The sequence below is a fragment of the Pseudomonas sp. IT-93MI4 genome (assembly GCF_949767635.1).
GTDB lineage: Bacteria > Pseudomonadota > Gammaproteobacteria > Pseudomonadales > Pseudomonadaceae > Aquipseudomonas > Aquipseudomonas putida_A.
Genome location: NZ_CATKPP010000058.1, coordinates 131,858 through 150,704, shown reverse-complemented (window position 1 = coordinate 150,704; position 18,847 = coordinate 131,858). Strand labels below are relative to the sequence as shown.

General features: G+C 61.9%; 18 protein-coding genes. 10 read left to right on the top strand and 8 right to left on the bottom strand.

All coding sequences use genetic code 11. The features are described 5' to 3' along the window. Positions 1–33 precede the first annotated feature (33 nt). Positions 34–639: a PolC-type DNA polymerase III gene (locus ACM6I7_RS26755; RefSeq protein ID WP_414889576.1), complete on the top strand. Its 606-nt coding sequence runs from the start codon at positions 34–36 to the stop codon at positions 637–639. Between the two features lie 134 nt (positions 640–773). Here ACM6I7_RS26755 and ACM6I7_RS26750 read toward each other — a convergent pair whose 3' ends face one another. Next, positions 774–1,226 (bottom strand): Lrp/AsnC family transcriptional regulator, encoded by a 453-nt coding sequence (locus ACM6I7_RS26750; RefSeq protein ID WP_027612871.1) that lies wholly within the window; start codon positions 1,224–1,226, stop codon positions 774–776. 163 nt (positions 1,227–1,389) lie between these two features. On the opposite strand from ACM6I7_RS26750, the gene yedA reads away from it, so the two are divergent. Continuing rightward, entirely contained in the window at positions 1,390–2,331 is a 942-nt protein-coding gene (yedA, locus tag ACM6I7_RS26745) for a drug/metabolite exporter YedA (protein ID WP_414889575.1), read from the top strand. 65 nt (positions 2,332–2,396) lie between these two features. Continuing rightward, positions 2,397–3,737 (top strand): DEAD/DEAH box helicase, encoded by a 1,341-nt coding sequence (locus ACM6I7_RS26740; protein WP_115986815.1) that lies wholly within the window; start codon positions 2,397–2,399, stop codon positions 3,735–3,737. A gap of 117 nt (positions 3,738–3,854) precedes the next feature. Here the strand turns inward: ACM6I7_RS26740 and ACM6I7_RS26735 are convergent, their stop codons facing one another. Beyond that, positions 3,855–5,096, bottom strand: coding sequence for a TIGR03862 family flavoprotein (locus ACM6I7_RS26735; protein ID WP_414889574.1), 1,242 nt, complete (start codon positions 5,094–5,096; stop codon positions 3,855–3,857). 281 nt (positions 5,097–5,377) lie between these two features. Beyond that, positions 5,378–6,298, bottom strand: a complete 921-nt coding sequence (locus ACM6I7_RS26730) for a histone deacetylase (RefSeq protein ID WP_414889573.1) — start codon at positions 6,296–6,298, stop codon at positions 5,378–5,380. Between the two features lie 82 nt (positions 6,299–6,380). Between ACM6I7_RS26730 and ACM6I7_RS26725 the strand changes: the two genes are divergently transcribed. The 3 genes from ACM6I7_RS26725 to ACM6I7_RS26715 all read left to right on the top strand — a co-directional run bounded on the left by ACM6I7_RS26725 (position 6,381) and on the right by ACM6I7_RS26715 (position 8,515). After that, complete coding sequence (locus tag ACM6I7_RS26725) at positions 6,381–6,950, top strand: GNAT family N-acetyltransferase (protein WP_095139254.1); 570 nt, start codon at positions 6,381–6,383, stop codon at positions 6,948–6,950. Positions 6,951–7,055: 105 nt separating this feature from the next. Next, positions 7,056–7,925 (top strand): acyl-CoA thioesterase II, encoded by an 870-nt coding sequence (gene tesB, locus ACM6I7_RS26720; protein ID WP_003228466.1) that lies wholly within the window; start codon positions 7,056–7,058, stop codon positions 7,923–7,925. After that, entirely contained in the window at positions 7,922–8,515 is a 594-nt protein-coding gene (locus ACM6I7_RS26715) for an HAD family hydrolase (RefSeq protein ID WP_414889572.1), read from the top strand. Before tesB ends, ACM6I7_RS26715 begins: the two co-directional genes overlap by 4 nt. A gap of 117 nt (positions 8,516–8,632) precedes the next feature. Here ACM6I7_RS26715 and ACM6I7_RS26710 read toward each other — a convergent pair whose 3' ends face one another. The 4 genes from ACM6I7_RS26710 to ACM6I7_RS26695 all read right to left on the bottom strand — a co-directional run bounded on the left by ACM6I7_RS26710 (position 8,633) and on the right by ACM6I7_RS26695 (position 13,221). Beyond that, positions 8,633–9,583 (bottom strand): alpha/beta fold hydrolase, encoded by a 951-nt coding sequence (locus ACM6I7_RS26710; RefSeq protein ID WP_414889571.1) that lies wholly within the window; start codon positions 9,581–9,583, stop codon positions 8,633–8,635. Continuing rightward, complete coding sequence (locus tag ACM6I7_RS26705) at positions 9,584–10,474, bottom strand: neutral zinc metallopeptidase (RefSeq protein ID WP_414889570.1); 891 nt, start codon at positions 10,472–10,474, stop codon at positions 9,584–9,586. Between the two features lie 190 nt (positions 10,475–10,664). Beyond that, positions 10,665–11,498, bottom strand: a complete 834-nt coding sequence (locus ACM6I7_RS26700; RefSeq protein ID WP_414889569.1) for an aldo/keto reductase — start codon at positions 11,496–11,498, stop codon at positions 10,665–10,667. Continuing rightward, the gene (locus ACM6I7_RS26695) at positions 11,482–13,221 is read right to left on the bottom strand and encodes an FAD-dependent oxidoreductase (RefSeq protein WP_414889568.1); all 1,740 of its coding nucleotides are present in this window, start codon (positions 13,219–13,221) and stop codon (positions 11,482–11,484) included. The genes ACM6I7_RS26700 and ACM6I7_RS26695 overlap by 17 nt, the downstream gene beginning before the upstream one ends. A gap of 176 nt (positions 13,222–13,397) precedes the next feature. Here ACM6I7_RS26695 and ACM6I7_RS26690 point away from each other — a divergent pair, with 176 nt between their 5' ends. The 4 genes from ACM6I7_RS26690 (at position 13,398) to ACM6I7_RS26675 (ending at position 17,216) form a co-directional block, all read left to right on the top strand. Continuing rightward, positions 13,398–14,174: an IclR family transcriptional regulator gene (locus ACM6I7_RS26690; RefSeq protein WP_414889567.1), complete on the top strand. Its 777-nt coding sequence runs from the start codon at positions 13,398–13,400 to the stop codon at positions 14,172–14,174. 219 nt (positions 14,175–14,393) lie between these two features. Continuing rightward, positions 14,394–15,455 carry a Gfo/Idh/MocA family protein gene (locus ACM6I7_RS26685; protein WP_414889566.1) on the top strand — a complete coding sequence of 354 codons (1,062 nt, stop codon included), beginning with the start codon at positions 14,394–14,396 and terminating at the stop codon, positions 15,453–15,455. A 2-nt stretch (positions 15,456–15,457) separates the two neighbouring features. Then, entirely contained in the window at positions 15,458–16,273 is an 816-nt protein-coding gene (locus ACM6I7_RS26680) for a sugar phosphate isomerase/epimerase family protein (RefSeq protein WP_414889565.1), read from the top strand. Positions 16,274–16,337: 64 nt separating this feature from the next. Continuing rightward, entirely contained in the window at positions 16,338–17,216 is an 879-nt protein-coding gene (locus ACM6I7_RS26675) for a DMT family transporter (protein ID WP_047602585.1), read from the top strand. Positions 17,217–17,344: 128 nt separating this feature from the next. Here the strand turns inward: ACM6I7_RS26675 and ACM6I7_RS26670 are convergent, their stop codons facing one another. After that, a complete protein-coding gene (locus ACM6I7_RS26670) occupies positions 17,345–18,682 on the bottom strand; it encodes an MFS transporter (protein ID WP_414889564.1) in 1,338 nt (445 codons plus the stop codon). Positions 18,683–18,847 lie beyond the last annotated feature (165 nt).

Genomic DNA, 18,847 nt, shown 5'->3' with positions numbered 1-18,847 from the left:
TCAAGAATTGATTTGTACGGAGTTGAACCCGGTTTGGAACGCATTGCAGTCATCGACTTTGAAACCACCGGCCTGTCGCCGAACAGCAGCTGCCGCGCCACGGAAATCGCCGTGGTCATGCTGGAAAACGGCCGTATCGTCGAGCGTTACCAGAGCCTGATGAACGCCGGCGTGCGCGTTCCTGCGTTCATCGAACAACTGACCGGCATCAGCAACGCCATGTTGCGCAGTGCACCCTCGGCCGAGCGGGTCATGGAAGAGGTCAACGAATTCGTCGGCTGCACCCCGCTGGTGGCGCACAACGCCTCGTTCGACCAGAAGTTCTGGGACTTCGAGCTTGGGCGGATCAAACGCACTCGATTGCAGAACTTCGCCTGTTCGTTGCTGCTTGCCCGACGCCTGATGCCGGCGGCGCCGAACCACAAGCTCGGCACCCTCACCACGTTCGCCCGCCTGCCACACACCGGCCAGGCGCACAGGGCGATGGCGGATGCCGAGATGGCGGCCAACCTGATGGCGCATCTGGCGGAAGAATTGCGGCACAAGCATGGGGTGCGTGAGCTGAACCATGACCTGCTGTGCAAACTGCAGAAAGTCCCGGCGGCCAAAGTCAGCGAACACCTGCAGCGCTATTGCTGATCTCGAAGTCACCCAAAATCCCCTGTGGGAGCGGGCTTGCTCGCGAAAGCGGTGTGTCATTCGGCAAAAGGTTGTCTGACACTCCCTCTTCGCGAGCAAGCCCGCTCCCACATTTGGATCTTCTGAGTTCCTGATTACTTACCGTTGCCTTCGATGTGGCTGAGCGGCACGCGCTTCTCGATCGCGCTCGACAGCACAATCGAGGTCTTGCTGAAGCCGAACTTCGCCACGCGATTGATCAATTCTTCCAGCTCCGTCATCGACGCCACTGCACCCTTCATCATCACGCACGGATCGCCCGTCACCCGAAAGCACTCGGTCAGCTGCGGGATTTTCACCAGTTCGTCGTAGACCTTCTGGCTGCCGTTCTGGTGCAGGCGCAATTCGATCATGCACTGGATCGGCAAACCGATTTTCGACAGGTCGATGTTCGCCTGATACCCGGTGATCACTCCGGCGGCTTCAAGCTTGGCCACGCGCTCGGCCACTGCCGGGGCGGACAGGTTCACTTTGCGCGCCAGATCGGCATAGGACGCGCGACCGTTTTCCAACAGGGCGCTGAGCAGCATGCGGTCGTATTTGTCCAAGGCCGGACTCCTGAAATTGCCAGACTTTCGAAATCGCGGTTTATCCCGTCGATCTCCGTTGTTTCAAAAGTGTACCGGCGCGATAAACAGGTTTTGTAGCTTATTTTTGCTCGCGGGCCTTTCTAGAATAATTCACACCCTGCCTCTGACTGTCGAGCTGCCCATGCCTGCCTTGCGCCGTTTTTCCTTGCCGTTGATCGCCGCGTTTTTCGCGCTGTACGTGATTTGGGGATCAACCTATCTGGTGATCCGCCTCGGCGTCGAATACTGGCCGCCACTGATGCTCGGCGGGGTGCGCTTCGTGATTGCCGGCAGCCTGATGTACGCCTTCCTGCGCTGGCGCGGGGCACCGGCGCCGACCTGGGCGCAATGGAAAGCGGCGGGGATCATCGGGATTCTGCTGCTCAGTTTCGGTAACGGCGCGGTCAGTGTCGCCGAGCATACTGGCGTGGCTTCCGGCGTGGCGGCACTGGCGGTGGCGACGGTGCCGCTGTTCACGTTGCTCTTCGGGTATTTCTGGGGCGCGCGCAATACTCGCCTGGAGTGGGCCGGGGTGGCGTTGGGGATTGTCGGCATCGCCATGCTCAACATGGGTTCCAACCTGCAATCGAGTCCGATGGGCGCGGCGCTGTTGATTTTTGCGGCGGCGACCTGGGCGTTCGGTTCGGTGTGGAGCAAGCACCTGCCGCTGCCGCAAGGGGCGATGGCCAGTGCCGTGGAGATGCTGGTGGGCGGCGTGGTGCTGTTGATCGGCAGCGCAGTGAGCGGCGAGCACCTGCAAGCCTTGCCACCGATGGAGGGCTGGCTGGCCCTGGGTTATCTGATCTTCTTCGGCTCGATCATCGCTTTCAATTCCTACATGTACCTGCTCAAACACGTGCGTCCGGCGGCGGCCACCAGTTATGCCTACGTCAACCCGGCGGTGGCGGTGTTGCTGGGGATCGTGTTTGTCGGCGAGACCATCGGCATGGAAGAAGCGCTGGCGATGCTGGTGATCATCAGTGCCGTGGTGCTGATCGGTCTGCCGCAGTGGCGGCGGCCGGCGCAGCCGCTCGTCGTGGAGCCGCCGAAGACCGCCGTTCCAGCAGAACAGCGTGTGAATTAGGGTAAACTGCGCGCCATTGCACACTCGTGTCGCACAATTGCGCTGAATTTTCCTACGGTACTCCCATGACTTTCGCCACCCTTGGCCTGATCGAACCCTTGCTGCGCTCCCTTGAGACGCTCGGCTACCAGACTCCAACGCCGGTTCAGGCGCAAGCCATTCCGGCCGTGCTGGCCGGTCGCGACCTGATGGCTGCGGCCCAGACCGGTACCGGCAAGACCGCCGGTTTCGCCTTGCCGCTGCTGCAGTTGCTGGCCATGGAAGGGCCGAAAGTCACCGCCAACTCGGTTCGCGCGCTGATTCTGGTGCCGACCCGCGAACTCGCCGAGCAGGTGCACGAATCCGTGCGCCAGTACGCTGAAAACCTGCCGTTGCGCACTTACGCGGTGTACGGCGGCGTCAGCATCAACCCGCAAATGATGAAGCTGCGCGGCGGCGTCGATCTGCTGGTGGCGACACCGGGCCGTCTGCTCGACCTGTTCCGTCAGAACGCGCTGAAATTCAATCAGTTGCAAACCCTGGTGCTCGACGAAGCCGACCGCATGCTCGACCTCGGCTTCTCCGAAGAGCTGGCGAACATCTACCGTGCGTTGCCGAAGAAGCGCCAGACGTTGTTGTTCTCCGCGACCTTCTCCGATGACATCCGACTGCTGGCCGGGCAGATGCTCAACGATCCGCTGAGTATTGAAGTCAGCCCGCGCAACGTCGCGGCCAACACCGTCAAGCAGTGGGTGGTGACGGTGGACAAGAAGCGCAAGCCGGAACTGTTCGTGCACCTGATGCGCAAGAACAAGTGGAAGCAGGTGCTGGTGTTTGCCAAAACCCGCAATGGAGTGGACGCGCTGGTGGAAAAACTCCAGGGCCTCGGTGTGAACGCCGACGGTATCCACGGCGACAAGCCGCAGGCGACCCGTCAGCGTGCGCTGGATCGTTTCAAACTCAGTGAAGTGCAGATTCTGGTGGCGACCGATGTCGCGGCCCGTGGTCTGGACATCGAAGACCTGCCGCTGGTGGTCAACTTCGACCTGCCGATCGTCGCCGAGGATTACATCCACCGTATTGGTCGTACTGGCCGTGCCGGTGCGACCGGTGAGGCGATCTCGCTGGTGTGCGCCGATGAGGTGAACATGCTCTCGGCAATCGAGATGCTCACGCGTCAGACCTTGAAGCGCCAGAACGAGCCTGACTTCGAACCCGAGCACCGCGTGCCGGATACCGACGCCAGCGGTCAGGTGATCAAGAAGCCGAAGAAACCGAAAAAGCCGAAAACGTCCGGCGGCGGTGGCGGCAAGCGCAATCTGGGCAAGTGGGTCGACAGTGGTGACACCCAGGCGCCGGAGCCGTCGATCAAGCCTGTGCGTAAAGTGCCGGTATTTAATACCGGGCCACGCAAGCGCAAGCCTTAATTTGATGCGCTGTCTGTAAAGGCGCCTTCGCGAGCAAGCCCGCTCCCACATTGGTCTTCAGTGAAATGCAGATCTCCTGTGGGAGCGGGCTTGCTCGCGAAGGGCGCGCCGCGGTCTTCAGCCCTTACTCTGCAACCACTCCAACATTGCCAATCCCGCCGCCCGCCCGCTGGCAAAACACGCCGTCAGCAGATATCCGCCCGTTGGCGCCTCCCAATCCAGCATCTCGCCTGCACAAAACACCCCCGGCAACGCCTTGAGCATCAAGCGCTCATCCATCGCCTCAAACGTCACGCCACCGGCGCTGCTGATGGCTTCGTCCAGCGGGCGGGTTTTCACCAGGGGCAGCGGCAACGCCTTGATCGCCCGCGCCAGCAACGCCGGATCAGCGAAGGTTGCCGAGTCAGTCAATTCACGCAACAACGCTGCTTTCACTCCGTCGATCCCGACCTGACTGTGCAGATGCTTGGCCATCGAACGCGAGCCGCGCGGTTTGCTCAACGCTGCCTGCAATTTATCCACAGGTCGGCCGGGCAACAGATCGATGTGCACCGTGGCTGAGCCATGCGCGTTGATTGCCTCGCGAATCGGTGCCGACAGCGCGTAGATCAGGCTGCCTTCAACCCCGGTCGCAGTGATCACGCATTCGCCCAAGCGTGGCACGTCGTCGTTCAAACCGATGGCGACATTTTTCAGCGGTGCGCCGGCGAATTTGCTGACAAGCAATTCGCTCCAGGCCTGCACCTCGAATCCGCAATTGCTCGGCTGCAAGGGCGCCAGTCCTACGCCTTTTTGCTCCAGGGGCAGCATCCACGCGCCATCCGAACCCAGGCGCGACCAACTGCCGCCGCCGAGGGCGAGCAGGGTGGCATCGGGTTTGACGGTGATTTCGCCGTCGGGGCTGCTGATGCGCAGTGCGCCGTGTTCATCCCAGCCGAGCCAGCGATGACGGGTGTGGATAACCACGCCACTGTCGCGCAGGCGCTTGAGCCAGGCGCGCAGCAGGGGAGCGGCTTTCATGTCGGTGGGGAATACCCGGCCGGAGCTGCCGATAAAGGTCTCGATGCCCAGATCATGAATCCAGCGGCACAACGCGTCGGCGTCGAAGCCGCGCAGCAAGGGCGCGATCTGCGGCGCGCGTTCGGCGTAGCGCGCGAGGAACGCCGGGTAAGGCTCGGAGTGGGTGATGTTCATGCCGCCAACCCCGGCCAGCAGGAACTTGCGCCCCACCGAGGGCATGCCGTCGTACAGATCGACGCGCACGCCGGCCTGGCTCAGCACTTCGGCGGCCATCAGGCCGGCGGGGCCACCGCCAATGATGGCGACGTGAGCGGGGAAGGGGGCGGAGGTCTGGGTCATGGCGTGCGCTGCGGTATGGCGGGATAAGGCGCGCATTCTAACAGCGCAGACCTTTGTAGGAGTGAGCCTGCTCGCGATGGCGGTTTATCAGGCGACATAAGTGCTGAATGTTGGTCCGCCATCGCGAGCAGGCTCACTCCTACAAAGAGATCGAGGTGAATTCAGTATGTGGTTAAAAAATAACCATCGTGCTGCAGGCCATGTTCGATATGGCCTGTAGTCCCTTTCGCTCAGGTTATCCACAGGCCGTTCCACAGCCATTGTGGGTAACGCAGCACAGCTTAGTGACAACCGTGTGACGTCCAGACCCGTTGCGCGCTGTGATGCAGGATGCCGTGGCGGCGGGCGAGGGCGTGGCGATCCTTGCTGTAGCCGCCGCCGATCACGCCGACTACCGGGATGTCGCGGCCCAGGCAATGGCGCATCACGCTTTCATCGCGGGCGGCGACGCCTTCGTCTGTCAGCTGCAGATAACCGAGGGCGTCGTCCTTGTGCACATCGACCCCGGCGTCGTACAGCACCAGGTCCGGTTGATACAGCGGCAGCAGGTAGTTGAGGGTGTCATCCACCACCTGCAGATAGTCGCCATCGCCCATGCCTTTGGGCAGCGGAATGTCCCAGTCGCTTTCGGCCTTGCGTGCAGGAAAATTCTTTTCGCAATGCAGGGAAACGGTGATCGCCTCCGGGGTGTCATGCAGGATCCGCGCGGTGCCATCGCCCTGATGCACGTCGCAATCGAAGATCAGCACCCGGTTCACCCGGCCGCTTTGCAACAGGTAATGGCTGATGATCGCCAGGTCGTTGAAAATGCAGAACCCGGCCGGGTAGTCGTAGTGGGCGTGATGGGTGCCGCCGGCGAGGTGACAGGCCAGACCATGCTCCAGGGCTTTTTCTGCCGCCAGAATCGAGCCGCCGACCGCCCGTACCGTGCGCCGCGCCAAGGCTTCGTTCCACGGCAGGCCGAGGCGCCGCTGGTCTTCGCGGGACAACTCGCCGCTCATGTAGCGTTCGATATAGCGACGGTCATGGGCCAGGGCGAGGATGTCGTTGGGGCAGATCTCGGGACGCAGCAGGTCGGCGTCGCGGGTCAGGCCGCTGTCGACCAGGTGATCGCGCAGCAAGCGGAACTTGTCCATTGGAAAGCGGTGATCCGCCGGAAACTCGGGGCTGTAGTCTTCGTGATAGATCAGCGGCAGTGGCATGGCGACTTCATGTAGGAACGATGGAAAGAGTGAAGGATCCTACCAGCGATGTAGACTTGCGGCATGGAAACGGAGGGGCACGATGGAGCCGATACTGCAACTGGAAAGTGCACGATTGCTGCTGCGCCAATGGCAGGACGAAGATTTGCCGGCATTTGCGGCGATGTGTGCCGATCCGCAGGTCATGCGTTACTTTCCGCAGCCCTTGAGCCGCCTGGAAAGTGCATCGCTCATTGGGCGGGTGCGCGGACATTTTGCCGAACACGGTTTCGGATTATGGGCGCTGGAGCGCAAGGACAGCGGTGAGTTCATCGGTTTCACTGGCCTGGGTGTGGTCGGTTTCGATGCCCCGTTCACCCCGGCGGTGGAAATCGGCTGGCGTCTGGCCCGCGAGCATTGGGGCCTGGGCTATGCCAGTGAAGCGGCCTGGACCGCTCTGCGTTGCGGCTTTGACCGGTTATCGCTGAAGGAAATCGTGTCTTTCACCGCCCAGAGCAATCTGCCCTCGGAGAAAGTCATGCAGGCGATTGGCATGCATCACGATCCGGCCGATGATTTCGATCACCCCAAACTTGCCGTCGATCACCCGTTGCGTCGGCATCTGTTGTACCGCATCACCCGGGAGCAATGGCTGCAGACCTTGCATGGCTAAGCCGACACGGACGTTTACAATGGCGCGACAATGGCTCGCGCCAGAACCTGAATGGGCCGCCGCAGCCAAGACTGCGCGGCATAGCGTTGTGTGAGGAGAGTCTGAATGAGCCAAGTGTTGGAAGATCTGGTCGACCTGCTGACCCTGGAGCCGATCGAGGAAAACCTGTTCCGTGGCCGCAGCCAGGACTTGGGTTTCCGTCAGTTGTTCGGTGGCCAGGTGCTCGGTCAGTCGCTGTCGGCGGCCAGTCAGACGGTTGAAGAGGCGCGTCATGTGCATTCGATGCACGGCTATTTTTTGCGCCCGGGCGACGCCAAGTTGCCGGTGGTGTACTCGGTGGATCGCGTGCGTGACGGCGGCAGCTTCAGCACCCGACGGGTCACTGCGATCCAGAAGGGCCACCCGATCTTCACCTGCAGCGCGTCGTTCCAGTACGACGAGGCAGGCTTCGAGCATCAGAGCCAGATGCCGGTGGTGGTCGGCCCGGAAAACCTGCCGTCGGAGCTGGAACTGACCCAGCAACGCGCGCACCTGATCCCCGAACACATGCGCGAAAAACTGCTGTGCCCGAAACCGATCGAAGTGCGCCCGGTCACCGAAAAGGATCCGTACAACCCGCAGCCGGCCGATCCGGTGAAGTATGTGTGGTTCCGTGCCGACGGTGCGCTGGCGGATATTCCGGCGCTGCACAAATACCTGCTGGCCTACGCCTCGGACTTCGGCCTGCTGACCACTTCGATGCTGCCGCACGGCAAGTCGGTCTGGCAGAAAGACATGCAGGTCGCCAGCCTCGATCATGCATTGTGGTTCCACAACGATCTGCGCGCCGATGACTGGTTGCTCTACGCGATGGACAGCCCGTGGGCCGGCAATTCCCGGGGATTCTCCCGTGGCAGCGTGTACAACCGCGCCGGGCAACTGGTGGCATCGGTGACCCAGGAAGGCCTGATTCGTCACCGCAAGGACTGGGCATGAGCCTGAGCGATGTGAAGCACTGGGTGTTCGACATGGACGGCACCCTGACCATCGCCGTGCATGACTTTGCGGCGATTCGCGTGGCGCTGGCGATTCCGCCCGAGGACGACATTCTCACCCACCTTGCAGCGCTGCCGGCCGAGGAGGCCGCAGCGAAACACGCGTGGTTGCTGGAGCATGAGCGCGATCTGGCGCTGGGCTCGAAACCGGCGGTCGGTGCGGTGGAGCTGGTGCGCGACCTGCACGGGCGCGGCTATCGGCTAGGCATCCTGACGCGCAACGCACGGGAGCTGGCGCATGTGACGCTCGACGCCATCGGCCTGGCCGACTGCTTCGCCGTGGAAGATGTGCTGGGCCGCGATGAAGCGCCACCGAAGCCGCATCCCGGCGGGTTGCTGAAACTGGCCGAAGCCTGGAGCGTGCCGGCCAGCGAAATGGTGATGGTCGGGGATTACCGCTTTGATCTGGATTGCGGTCGGGCGGCCGGGGCACGGACGGTGCTGGTGAATCTGCCGGACAATCCGTGGCCGGAGCTGACGGACTGGCATGCGCAGGATTGTGTCGAGTTGCGGCGGATGCTTTTGGCCTGAGATCTTTATTGTCTGATCTGGCCTCATCGCGAGCAGGCTCACTCCTACAATTGGAATGCGTTTCCCCTGTAGGAGTGAGCCTGCTCGCGATGGCGCCTCAACAGTCACCACAAGGCATTAATCAAACAGCGCTTTCAGCCCCTCCGGCGACGTCAACATCCCATCGCCGTTATGCCCGACCCCGGGCACTTCAACCAGCCGCTGATTGACCCCTTCCGGATGCCGGCGCAGCAGGTAGCCGAAAAACAGCTTGCCGCGTTCCAGCCGATACGCGCCCTGCGCCTCGGCGGCGCAACTCTTGTCCAGCGCCGGATGTTGCGGGTCTATGTCCTGCTGCCCCAGCAGATAAATCACTTCGCGTTTGATGTAACTGCTCTCAAGCTGCAACGGCGTTTGCCCACCGGCGTACACTGGCATGTCTGCCAGCCCGTACTTCCAGCGATTGAATCCCGGACACTGTGCATGATCGAACGCTACCGGCCGTTGTTCGTTGAAATAAGCGTACGACGACGGATTGGCCACCACGTACCGCAGGCGAATGCCGTTGGCCTTCAGTGCCGGTTGCTCCTTGGCCAGCAGGGCATAACGCTGCACCACTTGACCGCCACCGGAATGGCCGAAAATCACGATCTGCTGCACGTCCGGAAACTGCTTGCGGTCGCTGACACGGGCGACGATTTCATCCAGCGCGGCGTAGGAACTCAGCGGATTCGGCCCTGTGGATAACCCGCCGCCCATCCATTCGTTGCCGTTCCAGCGCAGCAAGGTGTTGGGCAGGGAGTACAGGGCGACGTCGCTTTCATTGAGAAACTGCGGCGCGATCACCAGCGTGTGCGCGGTTTGCCCGGCCAGTTCGGTGGCGCGCTCGGCACTCTTGCGATAGGTCTCGGCGTTGCGCAGACGACCGTGAATGACGATCAGCACCCGTTCGATCTTTTCCGGCGCCGGGCCGATGCCCACGGCCATTTCGCCGGCCTTGAATTGCAGACGCCCGGAGCTGATGGCATCGACGCCCGCCGCGTGCGCGCTGCCGCCGATGATCAGTAAAGCCAGAAGCCATTTGCGCATTTACAGGTTTTTCGCCGCGAAGGTATCGCACTGGCCGACCTGGCCTTGAGCGAATCCGGTTTTGAACCAGCGCACCCTTTGCGCCGACGTGCCATGGGTAAACGAGTCCGGCACCACACGGCCCTGACCCTGTTGTTGCAGGCGATCATCACCGATGGCGTTGGCCGCGTTCAAGGCTTCTTCGATATCGCCCGGTTCCAGCCAATTCAAACGCTTCTGCGCGTTGTAGGCCCAGACGCCGGCGAGGCAGTCGGCCTGCAGTTCCTGACGCACCAGCAAACCGCCGTCGCCTTCCATCTGCCGACCTTGCTGACGAGCCGTCTGAATCTTCGCCGAGACGCCGAGCAGCGTCTGCACATGGTGGCCGACTTCATGCGCGATCACGTAGGCCTGGGCGAAGTCGCCGGCGGCCTTGAAGCGCTGGGCCATTTCCTGAAAGAAGGCCATGTCCAGATAGACTTTCTGATCTGCCGGGCAATAGAACGGGCCGGTGGCAGAAGTCGCCAGGCCGCAGGCGGAGTTCACCCGGTTGCTGAACAGCACTAGGGTCGGATCCTTATATTGGCGCCCGGCCTGCTGGAAAATCGCACCCCAGGTGTCTTCGGTATCGCCGAGGATCGAACGCACGAATTCGGCCTGCTGGTCATTGGCTGGTGGCGCCTGACGGGTTTGCGTCGAAGCCGGTGCCGATTGTTCGGTCATTTGCCCGGTGAGCTGGCCGAGGATCTGCAACGGATCCTGTCCGGTGATCCAGCCGATGCCGACGATCAGCAGGATCGCCCCCAGGCTCAGGCCTTTGCCGCCACCGAACCGCATGCCACCACCGCCGCCGCTATCATCGCCACGGGCATCGACGACGTTGTCACTGCGTCGGCCTTTTTTCCATAGCATGTGGGAATCCTCTTTTCTGTTCGTGGTGATGAGTGTTGCTGGTGTGGGAGTGTGGCGCCAGTCCGGTCGTCCGTCTATTGGCGTACACGCAAACAGGCCCGGCCTCGGGTGACGAGGGCGGGCCTGTTATTGACGAACGTGTGGGCGACTAATTCAATCCGTTGACGGATTTCTCCTTTCGCACTGTGTGTCAGCGATCAAAGGCATCCCACACCGGGGCGAAATCCGGGCTGACCTGACGCTGGTTTTTCGGCAGTGCGGCGATCAGTGCGTGGTCTTCAGCGTCCAGTTCAACCTGCAGCGAAGCCAGGTTCGCCAGTTGATTGGCCCGGCTGCTGGCCTTGGGAATCGCCGCGACGTTGGGCTGTTCCAGCAGCCATTTCAACGCCACCTGAGTCGGCAGCACACCGTGTTTTTTCGCGATCTGCTGAATCTGCGCAATGTCCGAGACCTTGTTGCGCGCCAGCGGTGTGTAGGCGGTCAGCGCCAGGTCGTGTTGGCGCGCGTAGTCGAGCAGGGCGTTCTGGCCGAGGAGGACGTGGTACTCGACCTGAATGGCTGACAGCGCAATTCCATATTCCTCGACGACTGTGCGCAGCAGCGGCAGCGGAAAATTCGCCACACCGATGTTGCGCGCCAGACCCTGTTCCTGGAACGAGGCCAACGTGTCGAGAGTGCGCGGCAGATCCCAATCGGTACTCGGCCAGTGGATCATGAACAGGTCGACGTACTCGCTGCGCAAAGCCTTGAGGCTTCGTTCCATCGAGTGGCGCATGGCGTCGGGTTGCAACTGGTCCCACCAGACCTTGGTGGTGACATGAATCTGCTCGCGGGGTGTCGGTGTGTTCGCCAATGCTTGTCCGACCGCGTCTTCGTTGTTGTAGGCCGCTGCCGTGTCGATGTGCCGGTAGCCGAGTTCCAGTGCCTGCTCGACGGCACGGGTGCATTCGTCGCCGAGCATCGGCCAGGTGCCGAGGCCGAGTTTCGGCATGTTCAAACCCTGGGCGTTAACGATGTGCTGCATGGTCGATCTCCTGTTCGAAAGCAGTGATGCCGGCGATATGCCGGGCGGCGATGTAGCCGAAAGTCAGCGCCGGGCCGAGGTTGATTCCGCCCGCCGGATAGTGCCCGCCCATGATGCTGGCCATGTCACCGCCGGCGGCATAGAGCCCGGCGATGGGCTGGGCATGGGCATCGAGCACTTGCGCATGCGGGTTGACCTTGAGCCCGGCAAAGGTACCGAAGCAGCCCGGTTGGACTTTCACGGCATAGAACGGGCCGGCCTCTATTGGGGCAACGCAAGGGTTGGGAAGGTTCGCCGGATCGCCCTGCTTGCGGTTGTAGGACGTGGAACCGCGCCCGAACAACGGGTCTTCGCCAAGGCGAGCCTGCAGGTTGTAGTGATCCACCGTGCGGCGTAATCCGCCGGGATCGATGCCGCAGGCACTGGCCAATTCTTCAAGGGTGTTGCCGGTTTTCAGATAGCCGCTGCGGATAAACCCTGACACCGGAACGGGAAATGGCCGCGACATGCCCAGGCCATATCGCCGTTGAAAGGCGCGGCTGCAGATCAGCCACGAGGCGACTTCTTCGCCTTCAGGCGTGGCGGCGACCATGGCGCTGACGTAGTCGTAGTAACCGTTGGCCTCGTTGACGAAGCGCTGGCCGTTGCGCAGTACGCCGATGATTCCCGGTTTGCCGCGTTCGATGATGTGCGGGAAATGGCCGATGCTGCCGTCAGCATGCGGCACTTGCGAGACCGGCGCCCAGGCCACGGGTGACGCCAGGTCGGTGTTGACCGTGGCGCCGACGCTTTCGCCGAGGCGCAGGCCATCGCCGTTCACCGCCAGCGGCGGCAGCGCCCAATGTTCATGACCCGTGGGCGTGCGCGAAAACAAGGCCTTGCGCCGCTTGATGTCGTTGGCAAAACCGCCGGCGGCCAGCACCACGGCTTTGCGTGCATGAATGCGGATCGGGCCTTTGGCGCTGTTGACCAGCGCCCCACAAACCCCTGCTTCATCGCGCAGCAGTTCGGTCACGGGTGCCGACTCCCATAACAAAACGCCAAGGTCCTCGGCGGACTTCGCCAGCCTTGCGACCAGCGCCACACCGTTGACCAATTGCATGGCCCGGCCATGTACCGCCAGATCGAGCAAGTGTTGGGTAAAGCGACGGGTTACGTGCCACGCGGCTTTCAATGATCGGCTGAGATTGAGGAACGCCGAAAGGTCGGCGCCGGCCATGATCGGCATGCCCATGAAGGACGTTTCGCGCATCGTTGTACGCAGGCGCCTGAGCAGGCGTCCGACTTTTCGTCCGTCGTAAGGCGCCGCGATCACCGAGCGACCGCCCGTGCCGGCGCTGGGTGTATCGCCATGAATGTCGGCAATAGCGTTGCCGTCGGCAAATTGCAGAGCAGTGTGCTGTTCGAAAAACGCCACCATGTGCGGCCCGGCAGTGAGGAAAGCGTCGACCATTGCCGGGTCGTAATGCTCGCCGAGTTCATGTCGCAGGTACGTGCGCGGTTGCTCGACGTCTTCGACGATGCCGGCGCGCCGAGCCAGCGGATTGCACGGCACCCATGCCCAGCCGCCGGACCACGCAGTAGCACCACCGAACACCGGATCTTTTTCAACCACGATGACCTTCAGTCCGTGCCACGCGGCAGTGACCGCGGTGGATAAACCGGCGGCACCGGAGCCGACGACCAGAACGTCGCAGTCGATTTCGGGAAGTTCGGCAGGCATCAGGCAAAGCTCCGCAGCTGGGTTTTATTGGAATTTGGTTCCAGAAATTAACCAATGATATGCAGTTGCAACAAGGCATGGTTCAGTAAAGTGGGCGGTTATCGCACAGCCAGTTCCGGATTTCGCTTTGTCTCGGATGTCTTCTAGAATCGGCAAAATTTCACTTGGATTTTCCCATGGCCGGCAGTCAGATCGAACGGGTTTTCAGCGTGCTGGAAAGCCTCACCAGTGCGCCGCGCGGGCTGCCGATGCAGACCTTGGCCGAGCAACTGGACATCCCGAAAAGTGCCACTCACCGGATGCTCGCGGAGCTGATTCGCCTGGGCTACGTGCGGCAGAATGCCGACACTTTGCGCTATCACCTGTCGACCAAACTGGTGGCGATGGGGTTTCAGTACCTGTCGAGCAGCGGTGCCGACATCGTGCAACCGGTGCTGGATCGACTGGCTCAGGAAACCGGCGAACTGGTGCGCCTGGGGGTGATCGATGGCGAGCGCCAGACCTGGATCGCCAAGGCGCAGGGCGCACGGACGGGCCTGCGTTATGACCCGGACATGGGTCGCGATGCGCCGCTGTTCTACACCGCTTCCGGGCACGCCTGGCTGGCCTGCATGAGCGACGCCGAAGCGTTGTCGCTGGTTGAACGCCAGGGCGTGGAAGTGCCGGTGGGCGTCGGGCCGAATGCGCCGCGCTCCAATATCGAACTGCTGGAGCGCCTGCGGCTGGCGCGGGAGCAGGGTTATGCCTGTGTCGAGGAAAGTTCGGCGGTGGGCACCTCGGCGATTGCCGCGGTGGTCAAGCATCCCGTTGACGGGCGGGTAATCGGTGTACTGAGCATTGCCGGGCCAAGCGCACGGATGCCCGGCGCGCGGCTGCACGAATTGGCGCCTTTGCTGGTGACGTTCGCCGAGGAATTGTCGGCGGCGAGTCTGGCGTCCGAATTGTTCGTCTGACCGATCCTATGTAGGAGCTGCCGAAGGCTGCGATCTTTTGATCTTGAAAATCAAAGTCAAAAGATCGCAGCCTGCGGCAGCTCCTACAGGTTGAGCGTCAAGTACAAAGTTGTGCGGTGTCCGCACGGTTTTCCCACCACTGGGTGTTGGATTGTGGAACGTGGTTCTAAATTGTTGCTGGAGTGACATTTCCAACAACAATCACAAGAGGATCGCACCTTGACTTCGCCCCTTCGTATCGCCCTGATCGGCGCTGGCAACATGGGCCAGCAGCATTACCAGCACCTGCAAACCCTCGAAGAAGCCCGGTTGTGCGCAGTGGCCGATCCCGGCCCGCAGGCTCCCGCGCTGGCGGCGCAGTGGGGCGTGGCGTATTTCGCCGATCACCGGCAGATGCTGGAGCAGGTACGGCCGGACGCGGTGATCGTGGCCAATCCGAATAATCAGCATGTCAGCACGGCGCTGGATTGCCTCGTCGCCGGGGTTCCCGTATTGCTGGAGAAGCCGCTCGGCGTGCACCTGGATGAGGTGCGTGAGTTGGTGGCGGCAGTCAAACGTAGTGGCGTGCCGGTGCTGGTCGGCCATCATCGGCGGCACAATCCGCTGATCGTGCGTGCCCACCAATTGCTGCGCAGCGGCGCGCTTGGGCGGCTGACCACGGTTACCGCGCTGTTCCAGTTACGCAAACCCGACCGATATTTCGAGGTTCCGTGGCGCCGTGAACCGGGGGCGGGCCTGTTGCTGACCAATCTGATTCACGACCTCGATCTGCTGCGTCACCTGTGCGGTGAAGTGCAGTCGGTGCAGGCCGTCGCCGACAACGCGGTGCGTGGGTTTGCCAACGAAGACAGCGTCGCTGTGTTACTGCAATTTGCCGACGGTGCACTGGGCACGCTGAGCGGTTCCGATGCGGTTGCCGCGCCGTGGAGCTGGGAGCTGAACTCCGGGGAGAACCCGGTCTATCCGCGTCAGGACGATCAGCCGTGTTATCTGTTGGCGGGAACCGCCGGGGCGCTGAGCATTCCGCAACTCAAGCGCTGGCATTACGCTGCCGATCAAGTCGATGCCGGCTGGCACGAACCGCTGATCGCGCAGCAAGAACAGTGTGAGGCCGGGGACGCGTTGCGGTTGCAGCTGCAGCATTTTGTGCAGGTCGCGCGGCGTGAAGTCGAACCCTTGGTCAGTGCCGCCGATGCCGCGCGAACATTGGCGCTGGTCGAGGCGATTCGCGCGGCAGCAGCCAGCGGTCGTGCCTGTTCCCCAGCAGCGGTCGAGGCTTGAGCATGAAAGAGCGAATTCTTTCTCTGGCCAGTCTCACCGTACTCGAGTTGTCACCGCCGCAAATGGTCGAGGTGGCGGCGCGTGCCGGTTACAGCCATGTCGGCCTGCGCCTGGAGCCGGCGACGCCTGAGGAATATCACTTTCCATTGGTGGCCGATGGCGGCTTACGGCGTCAGACGTTGGCGCGTTTGCGCGACACTGGCATCGCTGTGCTCGATGTGGAAATCCTGCGTCTGAAACCGCAAACCGTGGTCGCCGATTTCGAGAGGCTGCTGGCCGTCGGCGCGGAGTTCGGCGCCAGTGAATTACTGGTCGCCGGCAATGATCCTGACGAGCATCGGCTGACCGACAACTTTGCGGCGTTGTGTGATCTGGCGGCGCCTTACGGTTTGCATCCGCATCTGGAGTTCATGCCCTGGACCGATGCGCGCAACCTCGAGCAGGCGTTGCGCATCGTTGCCAATGCCGACCGGGAAAACGCCGCGGTGCTGGTCGATGCCTTTCATTTCGATCGCTCCGGTTCACGGCTGGAGGATCTGGCCCACGTCGCGCCTGCGCGCCTGCGTTATGCGCAATTGTGTGATGTGGCGGGACCGCGACCGGCGGACATGGCCGAGATCTTGCGTCAGGCGCGCAATGAGCGGCGGTTTCCCGGCGAGGGCGATTGTGACCTGCACGGTTTGTTGCGCAGTCTGCCAGCTAATATTCCACTGAGCCTGGAGATCCCCACGGTAAAACTGCTGGAGCAGGGCGTAAGCGGATTGCAACGAGCGCAGATGGCGCTCGACAGGACGCGGGAATTGTTGGCGCAGTTGTAAGTCAGTTTTTGTGGCGGGGCGCCAGCGTCCTCGCCACTGTTTATTTTTCCTTCAGAGATATCCAATGACCGTCAGCACCCCGCTCTCTGGTGTCAACCAACCCTTCAAGGGGATCTTGCTGATTGTCGTGGCGACTTTCCTGTTTTCCAGCCACGACGCGCTGTCGAAATACCTTTCGGGCTTCTACCCGATCATCATGGTGGTGTGGGCGCGGTATCTGGTGCACACCTTGCTGATGGCGGGGATTTTCCTGCCACAGTCGGGGTTGCGCGTGCTGCGCACCAAACGGCCGTTATGGCAGTTGGCGCGGGCGCTGTGCCTGCTCGGCACCAGTCTGTTTTTCACCACGGCGCTGTTGTACATCCCGCTGGCCGAGGCCACGGCGGTCAACTTTCTCGCGCCGGTGCTGGTGACGGCGCTGTCGGTGCCGTTGCTCAAGGAACGGGTGACGCGCGGGCAGTGGATTGCGGTGATCTGTGGATTCATCGGCGTGCTGATCATCGTTCACCCGGGCGGTGAATTGTTCACCCCGGCGGTGCTGCTGCCGTTCTGCTCGGCGTTGTTTTTCTGCTTCTATCAACTGCTGACGCGCAAGCTCAGTGAGGTCGACAGTCCGACCACCAGCAACTTTTTCGCCGGTCTGTGCAACACGCTGGTGATGAGTGCGCTGGTGCCGTTCTTCTGGCAAGTGCCGACCTGGTCACACGCTGTGTTGATGCTGGCGCTGGGCAGCTGCGGGATGACCGCGCACCTGTTTCTGACCCAGGCGTTCCGCCACGCAGCACCAGCGTTGCTGGCGCCGTTCGGCTACTGCCAGATCGTGTTTGCCGGGCTATTGGGGTGGGTGGTGTTCAATCACACGCCGAGTCTGTTGACGGTGATCGGCATTGCGGTGATCTGTTGCAGCGGCTTGGCGGCGGCGTGGCAGCAGAGCCGCAGGTGAGAGAGATACATAACCCTGTGGGAGCGGGCTTGCTCGCGAAGGCGGTGGATCAGTCAACATCAATGTTGAATGTCAGTCCGCTTTCGCGAGCAAGCCCGCTCCCACAGGGGGGAGGGGGGGCAGGCAGGTTACTCGGTGACGTCTGGAATCTTGCGCGGGGCCATGAAGTACATCCAGGTCAGGGCAATGAAGTACATCGCCGGGATCAGGGTGAACAGCACCGTGTAGTTGTTATTGGTGACGGTCAGGATGTGGCCGACGATCTGGGTCATGAACATCCCGCCGATCGCGGCGCACATGCCGCCGAAGCCGAACACCGTGCTCATCATGTGCTTGGGCGTGTAGTCCATCACCAGGCTCCAGATATTCGCGGTCCAGGCCTGATGCGCACCGATCGCCAGGGAGATTGCCGCGACGGCGACCCACAGGTTGCTCAAGCCGGCCGCCATGACCACGCCGATGATGCAGCAGGCGAACAGGAACATCGACAGCAGCCGCGCCTTGATCGGGTTCATGCCGCGACCGATCAGGAACGAAGACAGAATGCCGCCGCCGACACTGCCGAAGTCGGCCGTCACGTAGATGATGATCAGCGGAATACCCATCTGGGTGACGTTGATGCCCAGGTTGTATTGCTGATTGAGAAACGGCGGCAGCCAATACAGGTAGAACCAGAACACCGGCGCGGTCAGCGAATAGGCGAGGGCGAACGCCCAGGTGCCGCGCATGCGCAGGATGCGTGAAAACGGTACGCGGGCCTGTTCCGGTTCGACTTCCTGCTGGATGTAGTCGAGTTCGGATTTTTTCACCCGTGGATGGTCTTCCGGGTTGAAGTATTTCAGGCCCCAGAACAGCAGCCAGATCCCACCGAGTGCCGCCATGCACAGGAACGCCGCCTGCCAGCCCCACACGTGAAGAATCAGCGGCAGCAGCATTGGCGTGAACATGGCGCCGACGTTGGTCCCGGCGTTGAAGATGCCGGTGGCCACTGCGCGTTCACCGGCGGGGAACCACAGGCGTGTGGTTTTCACGCAGGCCGGGTAGTTGGCCGCTTCGGTCAGGCCGAGGATGAACCGGCAGACCATGAAGCCGACGGCCGACGTCGCCAGGCCGTGGGCGCCAGTGGCCAGGCTCCAGAGCAGCACCGCGCAGAAGAACACGCGCTTGACGCCGACGCGGTCGATCAAGCGTCCCTGCAGGACGAAGCCGATCGCGTAGCCGACCTGGAACCAGAAGTTGATGTTGGCGTAATCCATCGCCGTCCAGCTCATTTCCTTGGCGAGGATCGGCTGCATGACGCCGAGGGCGGCGCGGTCGATGTAGTTCAGGGTCGTGGCGAAAAACACCAGCGCCAGCATGCCCCAACGGGTCTTGCCGACAGCCATGGCGCCGCGGATCTTGTCGCCGATGCCACCCGTGGCAGTGCTCATGGCCGGAGCCATGCGGGAAGTCTGTGAAGGAATCATTGTTCCACCCGTTTTTGAATTTGTTATGTGGTGTTGTTTGCACGCACTGCGACCGAAGGTTCATTTCCGGACTCAATGTGACGTCGATGGTGGGCAGTGGACGAAAAATCGTCAATTCGCCGAAACGCCATAGTGTTCGATAATCGCACGCAAAACTAACCGGCT